We start from the raw sequence: 12,549 nt of genomic DNA on the forward strand, positions 1-12,549 counted from the left end.
ATAAGTACACTTTTTTTATTAAATATATATAATGATGTATACTTAAAAGTTAATGAATAAATTTTAACTAAATTGGAATTATAAGTACATAATTAGAAAATTTAGGGAGAATAGAAATGAAAATTAAAAGAAGGTTTAATAAAAAAATATTTTATTTTTGGGTAGTTTTAATAGGCTTGGTTCTAAGTATAAATATTTTAGATAAAAAAAGAGTTGAATTAGAAGCATTTAAAGAAGTATTTAATAACGATAAGACATATGTATACCCTATGGGTAGGGTAGTAGGAATAAAAGCTGATACAGATGGAGCCTTGGTTTTAGGATATGAAGAAAATGATGTAGAGTATATCGGAGGTATTAAAAAAGGTGATAATATAGTTAAAATAAATAATATCACTGTTAGAAATGCAGACGATATAGAAGAGGTTATAAATGATTTAAAGTTAGATGAAGTAAAAGTTACATTTGAAAGAGATGGAAAATATAAAAGTGAAAATATTAAGACGAAAAAAGAAAACGGAAAATATCGTCTAGGTTTATGGGCGAGAGATAAAATATCTGGAATTGGAACTATTACTTTTTATGATCCATCTGAAGAAAAATTTAGTGGCATAGGTCATGCTATTACAGATGTAGACACAAATAAACTATTAAAAATAAAACAGGGGAAAATATATGAACCTGTAAGCATAGAAATAATAAAGGGAACTGCTAGTAAAACTGGTCAAATAAAAGGAGATTTTAATAATCAAGAACCTATAGGTGAATTTTCAAACAATACACCATTTGGAATAAGCGGTGAATTAACGTTGAAAAAAGATCAAGAGATGCAGTTGATAGAAGTTGGAGATCCTAAAGATGTAAAAATAGGAGATGCAATAATTATTTTTGAAGATGAAAATAAAAACTTAAAGACTTATGATATAAAAATAGAACGTATAGTAGATTCTGAAAAAAACGATAGAGATATGGTGATATCAGTAGTAGATGATGAATTAATATCATATACTGGGGGAGTCGTGAGAGGCATGAGTGGTGTGCCTATAATACAAAATAATAAAATAATTGGTGCAATAACACATGTTTTTAGGGATAATCCTAAAAAAGGATATGGCATTTTTATAAACGAAATGCTAAAATTAGATAAGTAATATAATAAATTTAGAAAAAAATATATTAAATAATCTTAATTATAATGAAGGAATATAAATTTAGCATGTCGAATAAACTTAATTATGGATTTAAGTTATATTTTTAAAAAACTAAAGTAGGTATATTAAAGAAAAAGTTTTTATAGGGGGAATTTTCGTGAAAGAAAAAATTAAGATAGTTTTAGCGGATGATAACAAGGATTTTTGTCAAGTATTAAAGGAGTACTTATCTAATGAAGATGATATAGAAATATTAGGGATTGCAAAAGATGGTATAGAAGCATTAGATTTAGTGAAAAAGACTCAACCTGATTTATTAGTATTAGATGTAATAATGCCTCATTTAGATGGTCTAGGCGTTATAGAAAAACTAAATGTAATGGATATACCAAAGATGCCTAAAATAATAGTGCTGTCTGCAGTAGGTCAAGATAAAATAACTCAAAGTGCTATTAACTTAGGAGCAGATTATTATATAGTTAAGCCTTTTGACTTTGTAATATTCATAAATAGAATAAGAGAATTAGTATCAAATGTAACTAATAATGTAGAACCTAGAAGTAGAGCACATGCAGATATACAAATGACTAGAAGTGACTTTGTTAAAAATGTAGGTAATATTGAAACTGAAATAACTAATATAATACATGAAATAGGGGTACCAGCTCATATAAAAGGTTACTTATATCTAAGAGAAGCAATTAAAATGGTAATAGAAAATGTAGAACTTTTAGGGGCTGTAACTAAAGAACTATATCCAAGTATAGCTAAAAAGTTTAACACTACACCTAGTAGAGTAGAAAGAGCTATAAGACATGCAATAGAAGTTGCATGGAGTAGAGGAAAAGTTGATACTATAAATCAATTATTCGGATATACTGTTCATAATACTAAAGGAAAGCCAACAAACTCTGAATTTATAGCAATGATAGCAGATAAATTAAGATTAGAACACAGTATGGTTAAATAATTTAATATATAATACAGAAGCCTTCTCTAAACAAGAAGGCTTTATTTTTTGAATAAAAACAAAATATAATAAGAATCATAAATATATAGATTGTAAAATATTTAGATGTTTTATATAAGTGCAGGGCAAATATTTAAACATAAATTAAGGAGCGTTAATAATGAAAATAAGGTTGCCTAAAAAGGTTAAATACATAATTGATAAAATCTATGACGAAGGATATGAAGCTTTTATTGTTGGAGGGTGCGTAAGAGATAGTATATTGGGGATTGAACCTAATGATTATGACATAACAACTAGCGCTAAACCAAATGATATAATGAATATATTTAAGGGATATAAAATTATAGATAATGGTATTAAACACGGAACAGTAGCAGTAGTAGTGGATAAAGATATATATGAAATAACAACATACAGAGTCGAAGGTGAATATGAAGATAATAGAAGACCAAAAAGTGTAGAATTCACATCAAATATTAAAGATGATTTACAAAGAAGAGATTTTACTATCAATGCTATAGCTTATAATGACAAAATAGGATTGGTAGATAATTTTAATGGACTGATAGATATAAAAAACAAGATTGTTAAGACAGTTGGAGATCCAGATGAAAGGTTTAATGAAGACGGTCTAAGGATAGTTAGAGCTATAAGATTTAGTAGCAAGCTTGGATTTCAAATAGAAAAAGAAACGCTAAATAGTATTTATAAAAATGCAAATATAATAAAAAATATAAGTATAGAAAGAATAACTGAAGAGTTTACCAAAACTATTTTAAGTGATAATCCAGAAAAGATAATATTACTATATAAGACAGGAATAATGAAATACTTAGATATAGACTCGGATATAAATGAAGAAAGTTTAAAAATACTAAGAAAGTGTGATAAGACATTAGAAGATAGATTGACGATTTTGGAGTATATTAGCATTGTTAAAGCAAAATGTAATTTATGTATAGATAGTAAGAAAAATAGTGTATTGAATACGTTAAAATATTCAAATAAGTTAAATATAAAATGCAATATTATTTTAGAGTATATGTTTATTGACTTAAACGATATGAATACGGTAAAAATAAAACAGATGCTAAATAAAATTGGTCAAGATAACTTAAAAAAATCGTTAATATTAAAAAAAATATATTCTAGATTTTATTTAGAGGATAATACAACTCAAATAGACAATATTATTAATGAAATAGATAGAATACAAAATGACAAAGAATGTTACTGTATTAAAGATTTGGATATAAATGGAGAAATTCTAAAAGAATTAGGATATAGAGGAAAAGATATTGGAGAAAAACTTAATTTATTATTAAATAAAGTAATAAATAATCCAAAACTTAATACAAGGGAAAATCTTATAGGATTATTATAATTATAAAAGTTATGTAATAAAGAGCGGTTTATAATTTACTATAAATGACTAAATTGTAACTAAAAGTGTAAATGAATCTTTAAATATTTCATTTATTGCTAAATAATGCTATAATGTAGTGTGATTTGAAAAAAAATATCGGAGGTTTTAAATATGAGAGTCGAAGGCCCTATTAAAGTAGATAGAAAAACTAAAAGGCTTGCGAATAGACTTACGAGCGGAGATATAGCAGTTATAAATCATATCGATATAGATGAAGTTGCTGCAAACTCGTTAGTAGAAGGTAAGATAAAGCTAGTTATAAATGCGGCTCCTTCTATAAGTGGAAGATACCCAAATAAGGGTCCTGGAATCCTAACTGAAAAAAACATTCTTATAATAGATAATGTTGGAGAAAAACTATTTCATGAATTAAAAGAAGGTCAAATAATAGAAGTTATTGATGGCAAAATCTATAGAGATGGCATTCTTGTAGGTCAAGGTGAAGTGCTAGATAGAGCAGTAGTAAGTGAAAAGCTGAAAAAAGCATATGAAAACTTATCGGTAGAACTAGATAGATTTATAGATAATACGATAGATTATGCAAAGAAAGAAAAAGGGTTTATACTTGGAGAAGTAGAAATTCCAGTGGTTAAGACAAAATATAAAAATAGACATGTACTTATAGTTGTAAGAGGACAAGATTATAAGCAAGATTTAAGTACTATTTTATCTTATATAGAAGAAATGAAGCCTATCTTAGTTGGAGTTGATGGTGGAGCTGATGCGCTTCTTGAATTTGGATATACTCCAGATGTAATAGTTGGAGATATGGATAGTGTTAGTGATGAAGCTTTAAGACAAGCAAGTGAAATAATAGTACATGCGTATACAGATGGTAGAGCGCCAGGATTAAAAAGGGTACAAGATTTAGGTCTAGATGCAATAGTATTTCCTGCACCTGGAACTAGTGAAGATATTGCTATGCTTATCGCTTATGAATACAAAGCGGAGCTTATAGTTGCGCTAGGTACACATTCTAATATGATTGACTTTTTAGAAAAAGGAAGAAAAGGAATGGCAAGTACATTTTTAGTTAGATTAAAAATAGGTGCAAAGCTTATTGATGCAAAAGGAGTTAATCTATTATATAGAAGTAAACTAAAAATAAAGTACGTATGGGCATTAATAGCTACAGCGCTATTCCCGGTTATAATACTTGCTTCTTTATCACCAAGTGTTCAACAGTTTGTACATTTAATGCAGTTAAAATTCAAATTATTACTGCAGATGTAAATTTAGGAGGATTAAAATGCATATAAATATGAAATACTATATAGTTACTATAGGTGCTATATTCATTGCTTTAGGAATAGGTATATTAGTGGGATTTAACTTAAATTATGACCAAGAGCTAAGTAAACAGCAGTCAGAGGTAATAAATGATCTAGATAGAAGGTTTGAGGATTTGAAGAAAACTAATGATACTTTAGAGGCTGATTTATCTAATATTAATGGAAACTATGGTAAAGCTATAGAATTTATAAATCAAAATTCAAGTAAAATAATAGCAGACGAGTTATTAGAAAAAAGTATAGGTATAATATCTACAAATGAAAATAATGATTACACAGCAGAAATATCTGACATAATAAGTAAATCTAGTGGTAATGTAGCATTTGATATAATATTAAAAAATAACATTTATAATGATGAAAAGCTTAAGGAAGCAGCTAAAAAAATAGGTGTTCAAATAGATAATACTGAAGATATGATTAGCTATATAGTTGATGCTGTAAAAGCAGAAGACAGTGTAAGTAAATTAACCTATCTTCAAGAATTAGAAATGATAAAAATAAACGCATTAGATGAAGATTATTCTAAGTTTGATTCTGTAGTTTTAGCAGGTGGAAGCAACGATAAAGATGGTGAAACTCAGTTCACAAAAATAGATAAAGTTTTAATACCTAAATTAAAAGAAGGTAATAGATACGTTGTAGGTGTCCAAAAAAATGATGCTAAGTTTTCATATGTAGATTTATATAGTAAAGAAAAAGTTGCAACTGTAGACAACGTAGATGAAGGAATTGGACAATTATCATTAGTACTTTTATTAAAAGAAGGTAATATAGTTGGGAACTTTGGTAGACTTGATACTGCAGAAAGTGTAATTCCATATAAGAAATAAGAATAGGAGAGACCAATATGAATCCTTATATAAGCATAATAATACCAGCTTATAACGAAGAAGATAAGATAAAAGATACATTAGAAAATATACGAAACATAAGTGAGATAAATGAAATAGTAGTTGTAGATGATGGATCTAGTGATAATACTACTAAGATAGCATCAGAAGTTAAAGACGATAAGATTAAAGTATTTAAGTTAGATAAAAACAGAGGTAAAGGATATGCTTTAAATTATGGTTTAGAAATAGCTATGAAAAATGCAGATATAATAGGATTTTTAGATGGAGATTTAGGAAGTTCATCTAATGAAGTAAAAAAACTGATAACTCCAATTCTAAATAATGAAGCGGATGTAATAATAGCTAAATTCCCTCCAGCTAAGAAAAAAGGTGGATTAGGATTTGTCAAAGGGCTAGCAAAAGACTCTGTTTTAGAATTAACAGGAGTAGAGCTAGATGCAACTTTATCAGGTCAAAGAATTTTTAAAAGAGAAGTACTTGAACAATTTAATGAAATACCATTTGGATATGGTGTAGAAGTTGGAATGACAATAGATATACTTAAAAAAGGATATACAATAAAAGAAGTCTTAGTAAATATGACTCACAGTGAAACTGGAAGAGATTTAAAAGGATTTATCCATAGAGGTAAACAGTATTATCATATAAAGAAGGTACTAAGAGCTAAAAAGAAAGAATGGAGGTAGTATTTAAGTGAATAACTTTATACTTTACGCTATTTTATTACTAACAGGGCTAATTGGAACCTATACTGTAATACCACTATTTAGAAATTTACTTATAAACAGTAATATAGTGAGGCCGAATTATAAAAAAGATATGATACCTGTAAGTATGGGGATAGTTTTCTTACCTATGATTATTATAAATGGGATAATACTTGCATGGTTTACTAATAAATCACAAAATCTATTGTATTTATTTATATTTATCTTCGGTATGATATGCATGTTCTTTGCAGGGGTACTAGATGATATTATAGGTAACAGAGATGTTAGTGGATTAAAAGGACATTTCATGAGTTTATTTAAAGGTGAACTTACAACTGGAGGATTTAAAGCTTTATTTGGAGGATTTGTAGGTCTTATTATATCTATTTCTATATCAAAAGATATAGTTGATATAGTTGTAAATACATTAATAATTGCATTATCTACAAACCTTATGAATTTATTGGATTTAAGACCAGGTAGAGCTATTAAAGGGTATCTTATTATAGTGGGAACAATGCTTTTAACTTTAACTGGATATGTTAAAGTGTTGCCATTATTAATACTTCCAAATGTATTAGCTTATTTTAAATTTGATTTAAAAGCTAAGGCTATGATGGGAGACACTGGATCAAATGTATTAGGAATAAGTATAGGTATACTTATGGTTTTAGGATATTCTTTAAATGTTAGGTTAGCATGGCTAGCATTTTTACTATTTATACATATACTTACTGAAAAGTATTCATTAACTAAAATAATAGAACAGAACAAGTTTTTAAACTTTATAGATAAACTAGGAAGGTAATCTTATGATAAGTAAAAAAATTGGATTAGTGGAGTCTATAGCATCTAAAAGTAATGGATTAGATGATATAAGAGTTAAAATAAATGGAGAGATTCAAAGAGCGTATAACTACCCAAAACTTACTGGAGAAGTTAACATAGGAGATGAGGTAGTTTTAAATACAACAGCTGTTGAATTAAGTCTAGGAACAGGTGGATATCACTTTGTTATAAGTAACCTAAATAATATGGAATCTAATTTTACTCCAGGTGGACATATAATGAAGCTAAGGTATACTCCACTACAGGTTAAAGTAGATGCCGTAGAAGAACAAGAAAGCCCATATCATGATGCAATAGAAGAATTTGAAAGCTTAGAAAATATGCCGGTAGTAGTAGGTACTTTACATAGTATGTTGACTCCATTTGTGGCATCTTATAAAAGAAATAACCCTAGTAAAAAACTAGTATATATAATGACAGATGGAGCATCACTTCCTATATACTTAAGTAAAAATGTTGATACTCTTAAAAATAAAAAATTAATAGACAGTACAATAACTATAGGTAATGCATTTGGCGGAGATTATGAGTGTATAAATATTTATACTGCATTAATTACTGCCAAAGAAATACTAAAAGCCGATGTGGTTTTTGTAAGCATGGGTCCTGGTATTGCAGGAACAGGAACAAAATATGGCTTTACTGGTATAGAACAGGGACCAATATTAGATGCAGTTAAGAAACTTAAAGGTATGCCAGTTGCAATACCAAGAGTAAGTTTTGCAGACCAGAGAGATAGACATATGGGAATCTCACATCACAGTTTAACTGTATTAAATGATATTGTTAATGTCGAAGTTAATATACCAATAACAACTTATGAAGATGAAAAGCTAGATGTTGTAAAAAGACAGATAGAAACTAAAGAACTAGATAAGAAACATCACATAGTTTATATCAATAATAAAAATACGGAAGAAGATCTAAACTACTTTGGGCTTTCAGTTAGAAGTATGGGTAGAAATTATCAACAAGATAAAGAATTCTTTGATGCGGCAAGTAGTGCTGCATATTATTTGATGGAGGTTTGTGATGATAGTAGAAGAGAAAACTATTAGTAGTGATAGGGTCTATACAGGGAAAGTAATTAGTTTAAGGGTTGATACTGTTGAAGTATTAAATCAAGGATATAAAAAGAGAGAAATAGTTGAACATGGCGGAGCTGTAGGAATAGTTGCAATAACTGATAATAACAAGATCTTATTAGTAAAGCAATTTAGAAAAGCTATAGAAAAAGAAATAGTAGAAATACCGGCAGGTAAACTTGAAATAGGAGAAAATCCAAAAGACTGTGCAATAAGAGAATTGCAAGAAGAAACAGGATACACAGCTCAAAATATTAAACTGATGCATAAATTTTTCACTTCGGCTGGTTTTTCAAATCAAAAGGTATTTATATATCTTGCAACAGGCCTTACTAAAGGAGAAAATAATCTTGATGATGGAGAAAATTTAGATTTATATGAGTTAGATTTAAATGATGCCTATGATATGGTTGTAAGAAATGATATTGAAGATGCTAAGACATCCATAGGAATATTATTAGCTAAAGAATTAGTGTAATAACTTAATTTTATTAACTTTAAAATATAGCAACAAGAATCATATACTAAAATAAATTAAAAATAATTTTAAGAAATTTATAAATTATATTAATATAAAATGAATAACCTCCTCTTCTTTTACATATTAATTTGTAAGGTATAAGAGGGGGTTATAAATTTGAGAAGAACATATAGAAAAAAGAATTTTGAGGAAATAAACAAGCAAATAATAGTAGTTGGTATTTTCTTTATAGCATTCATAGTAATAGGTACATATTTAAATAAAATTTGGCCTGACGTAGCAAAGGACATGCTTAGTAATATTAATCCGGCAGTAGAGTATTATAATTCAAGTATAGATATAAAGAATACGATAATGTCTAACCTAAAGTCAGATTTTGGTCTTATGGGACTAGTATGTATATGTAGTTTGTTAGTTATAACTTTTCCAGCTTTAATAATAATTTTTATGCTAAAAGGTTTATCAATAGGCTATACTATAAATAGCTGCATATTGATGTTGAAGTTTAAAAGTATCAAAATGGTTTTAATAATACTATTTAAAAATATTATTATTATCCCAGGAGCAATAATATTAGCCTTAATCTCTTTAAGTTACATTAAAGAAGTATATCCCGCTATTCAAAGAAAGCAAAGAGATAATATACTATTTTTAAGTAAGAGATATTTATTAAACTCCTCAATTATAATATTATTATCAGTAGTATTACAGGCATTGTTAAATACCTTAAGTATCAGTGTTTTACAATTCCTAATCAAATAAAGGAGTTAGACATGGGCGTTATAGATGAATATATAAAATATATCCAGGATAAAAAAAAACTATCGAAAAATACTGTATCCTCATATTTCATTGATATTAAAAAATATATGGAATACTTACAAGAAAATAATATAGCATTAAATGATGTTGTAGAAAATGATATAATAAGTTATATGATAGAGTTAGAAAAAAGTAACATCTCAGTAGCCACAGTATCTAGAATGATATCATCAATAAAATCTTTTCATGACTACTTATTTTTTAGTCATAAATGTATTTTAGATCCGGCAAAAAGTATAAAAAAACCTAAGGTTGAAAAGAATGATGTAGATATTTTAACTGAAGATGAGGTAGAAGCTTTACTAAGATTTCCTAAACTATCAACACCTAAGTTAATTAGAGACAAGGCTATATTTGAAGTACTTTATGGGACAGGTGTAAAAGTTTCTGAGTTAATTGAGATGAAACTTGAAGATGTTAGCTTAGATATAGATTATATATATTGCAATACGGGTAAAAATAAAAGGGTAATACCTCTTTCTGATGTTACAAAACTATACTTAGAAAAGTATATAAAAGAAGGTAGATCTTACCTAGCTTTGGATGAAGAAGAATATTTATTTGTAAGTTCTTTGGGACAACGGTTTACAAGACAAGGGCTTTGGAAAATTATAAAAAAGCATGCTAACAGAGCTAATATAAATAAAAATATAAATCCAAGTATGCTTAGGCACTCATTTGCAATACATTTAATAAATGAGGGAGCAAATATTGCTGTTGTAAGTAAGATATTAGGAAATACAAACTTATCAAGCTTACAAGGGTATTTAAATCATATAAATAAAAATGTTAGAAGAGAAATAAAGGAAAAGCACCCAAGGAAAGAATATCAAATAGGAGGACAACATAATGAGTAGAGTTATATGGATGATAATTGATAGTGTTGGTATAGGAGCTTTGCCAGATGCTGAAGCATTTGGAGATAAAGGTGTAAATACACTTGGTAATATTGTCAAAGCACATAGTGATATAAAAATACCTAACTTAAGACAATTAGGCATAGGTAATATCGATGGAGCAGACTTTATTGAAAGTGTAGAAAGCCCAATAGGATGTTATGGAAAATGTAGCGAACTATCTCAAGGAAAAGACACTACAACTGGGCACTGGGAAATGACAGGTGTATTAGTTGAGACACCATTTAAGACTTTTGAAAATGGATTCCCTAAAGAAATAATAGATGAGTTTGAAAAGCAAACTGGTAGGAAGGTAGTTGCAAACAAGCCTGCTTCTGGAACTGCAATACTAGATGAATTTGGTGATCACCACATGAAGACTGGGGATGTAATAGTATATACATCAGCTGATAGTGTATTCCAAATTGCAGCTCATGAAGAAGTAGTGCCACTAGAAGAGCTTTACAAAATGTGTGAAATAGCAAGAAAAATAATGATGGGTGATAATGCTGTTGCAAGAATAATAGCTAGACCATTTGTTGGAGAAAAAGCAGGATCTTTTGAAAGGACATCTAATAGAAGAGACTACTCACTAAATCCATTTGAGGCTACAGTTTTAGATAATATCAAAGAAAGTAAATTAGATGTTATTGCCGTTGGAAAGATTGAAGATATCTTCAATGGACAAGGTATAACTGAAGCAATACATACAAAAAGTAATATGCATGGTGTAGATGAAACTATTAATTATATAAAGAAAGATAACAATGGTTTAATATTTACAAACTTAGTTGACTTTGATTCTAAATTTGGTCATAGGAGAGATACTAAAGGGTATAAAGAGGCTTTAGAAGAATTTGATGCTAGAATACCAGAGATAATAGAATATATGAATGAGGATGATATACTTATAATAAATGCAGATCATGGAAATGACCCTACATATAAGGGAACAGATCATACAAGAGAGTATATACCCGTATTAGTATACGGTAAAGATTTAAAGCAAAACTTAAATCTAGGAATTAGAAAAAGCTTTGCGGATATAGGAGCTACTGTTACTGATATACTAGATGTAAAAATGCCTAAACATGGTACTAGTTTTAAGAATGACATTATGAAATAATCTTGGAGGAAATAAAATGAATAATATATTTGATAAAATACAAGAGAGTGCAGAATTTATAAACTCAAAAACTACCGTAAAGCCTAAAATAGGTTTAATATTAGGGTCAGGACTAGGAGTTTTAGCTGATGAAATAGAAGAGGCTGTTAAAATAAAGTATAATGAAATACCAAACTTCCCTGTTTCAACTGTTGAAGGACATGCAGGACAATTAGTAGTAGGTAGTTTACAAGGTAAAGACGTAGTAGCTATGCAAGGAAGATTCCATTACTATGAAGGATACACTCAACAAGAAATAACTTTCCCAGTAAGAGTTATGAAAGCTTTAGGTGTAGATACAATAATAGTAACTAATGCAGCAGGTGGAGCCAATATAGATTTCAAACCAGGAGATTTAATGGTAATAAAAGACCATATAAATCTAAGTGGAAATAATCCTCTAATAGGATCAAATGACAACAGATTAGGACCTAGATTCCCTGATATGTCTACAGCATATAAGCCAAACTTTGTGCAATTAGTAAAAGATTGTGCAAAAGAATTAGATATGGAAATACAAGAAGGTGTATATGCATTCTTTAGTGGACCAACTTATGAAACTCCAGCAGAAGTAAAAATGGCAAGAATATTAGGAGCGGATGCAGTAGGAATGTCTACAGCACCAGAAGTTATAGTTGCTTCTCACTCAGGTATGGATGTAATAGGTATATCTTGTATAACTAATATGGCAGCTGGAATACTTGATCAACCACTAGATCATGAGGAAGTTATCGAAACTACTCAAAAAGTTAAAGCTGAGTTTTTAAGCTTAGTAAAAACTGTAGTTAATAAAATATAGTTTGTAGAATATATAAGGGGATGCCTAAAATTTGAGCGGATGT

The 12,549-nt window shown here is 28.6% G+C and carries 13 protein-coding genes; all 13 read left to right on the forward strand.

All coding sequences use genetic code 11. The features are described 5' to 3' along the window. Nucleotides 1–116 precede the first annotated feature (116 nt). The 13 genes from CHL78_RS04175 (at nucleotide 117) to CHL78_RS04235 (ending at nucleotide 12,506) form a co-directional block, all read left to right on the forward strand. Nucleotides 117–1,151: a SpoIVB peptidase S55 domain-containing protein gene (locus tag CHL78_RS04175; protein WP_094366556.1), complete on the forward strand. Its 1,035-nt coding sequence runs from the start codon at nucleotides 117–119 to the stop codon at nucleotides 1,149–1,151. 142 nt (nucleotides 1,152–1,293) lie between these two features. Beyond that, the gene (gene spo0A, locus CHL78_RS04180) at nucleotides 1,294–2,121 is read left to right on the forward strand and encodes a sporulation transcription factor Spo0A (RefSeq protein WP_094366557.1); all 828 of its coding nucleotides are present in this window, start codon (nucleotides 1,294–1,296) and stop codon (nucleotides 2,119–2,121) included. A 160-nt stretch (nucleotides 2,122–2,281) separates the two neighbouring features. Beyond that, nucleotides 2,282–3,508 (forward strand): CCA tRNA nucleotidyltransferase, encoded by a 1,227-nt coding sequence (locus CHL78_RS04185; RefSeq protein WP_094366558.1) that lies wholly within the window; start codon nucleotides 2,282–2,284, stop codon nucleotides 3,506–3,508. A 153-nt stretch (nucleotides 3,509–3,661) separates the two neighbouring features. Continuing rightward, a complete protein-coding gene (steA, locus tag CHL78_RS04190) occupies nucleotides 3,662–4,783 on the forward strand; it encodes a putative cytokinetic ring protein SteA (RefSeq protein ID WP_094366559.1) in 1,122 nt (373 codons plus the stop codon). A 16-nt stretch (nucleotides 4,784–4,799) separates the two neighbouring features. Continuing rightward, nucleotides 4,800–5,675, forward strand: a complete 876-nt coding sequence (locus CHL78_RS04195) for a copper transporter (protein ID WP_094366560.1) — start codon at nucleotides 4,800–4,802, stop codon at nucleotides 5,673–5,675. Nucleotides 5,676–5,692: 17 nt separating this feature from the next. Then, on the forward strand, nucleotides 5,693–6,385 hold the full coding sequence (locus CHL78_RS04200) for a glycosyltransferase family 2 protein (protein WP_094366561.1): 693 nt from the start codon (nucleotides 5,693–5,695) through the stop codon (nucleotides 6,383–6,385). Between the two features lie 7 nt (nucleotides 6,386–6,392). Further along, on the forward strand, nucleotides 6,393–7,217 hold the full coding sequence (locus tag CHL78_RS04205) for a glycosyl transferase (protein WP_094366562.1): 825 nt from the start codon (nucleotides 6,393–6,395) through the stop codon (nucleotides 7,215–7,217). A 4-nt stretch (nucleotides 7,218–7,221) separates the two neighbouring features. After that, a complete protein-coding gene (locus CHL78_RS04210; RefSeq protein ID WP_094366563.1) occupies nucleotides 7,222–8,316 on the forward strand; it encodes a DUF3866 family protein in 1,095 nt (364 codons plus the stop codon). Next, nucleotides 8,291–8,821, forward strand: a complete 531-nt coding sequence (locus CHL78_RS04215) for an NUDIX hydrolase (RefSeq protein ID WP_199533987.1) — start codon at nucleotides 8,291–8,293, stop codon at nucleotides 8,819–8,821. The genes CHL78_RS04210 and CHL78_RS04215 overlap by 26 nt, the downstream gene beginning before the upstream one ends. A 159-nt stretch (nucleotides 8,822–8,980) precedes the next feature. Beyond that, nucleotides 8,981–9,586, forward strand: a complete 606-nt coding sequence (locus CHL78_RS04220) for a stage II sporulation protein M (RefSeq protein ID WP_094366565.1) — start codon at nucleotides 8,981–8,983, stop codon at nucleotides 9,584–9,586. Nucleotides 9,587–9,597: 11 nt separating this feature from the next. Continuing rightward, entirely contained in the window at nucleotides 9,598–10,503 is a 906-nt protein-coding gene (locus CHL78_RS04225; protein ID WP_094366566.1) for a tyrosine-type recombinase/integrase, read from the forward strand. Continuing rightward, nucleotides 10,496–11,668, forward strand: a complete 1,173-nt coding sequence (locus CHL78_RS04230) for a phosphopentomutase (protein ID WP_094366567.1) — start codon at nucleotides 10,496–10,498, stop codon at nucleotides 11,666–11,668. Before CHL78_RS04225 ends, CHL78_RS04230 begins: the two co-directional genes overlap by 8 nt. 16 nt (nucleotides 11,669–11,684) lie before the next feature. After that, the gene (locus CHL78_RS04235) at nucleotides 11,685–12,506 is read left to right on the forward strand and encodes a purine-nucleoside phosphorylase (protein ID WP_094366568.1); all 822 of its coding nucleotides are present in this window, start codon (nucleotides 11,685–11,687) and stop codon (nucleotides 12,504–12,506) included. Nucleotides 12,507–12,549 lie beyond the last annotated feature (43 nt).

Origin of the sequence: Romboutsia weinsteinii (genome assembly GCF_002250835.2) — a bacterium.
Lineage (GTDB): Bacteria > Bacillota > Clostridia > Peptostreptococcales > Peptostreptococcaceae > Romboutsia_A > Romboutsia_A weinsteinii.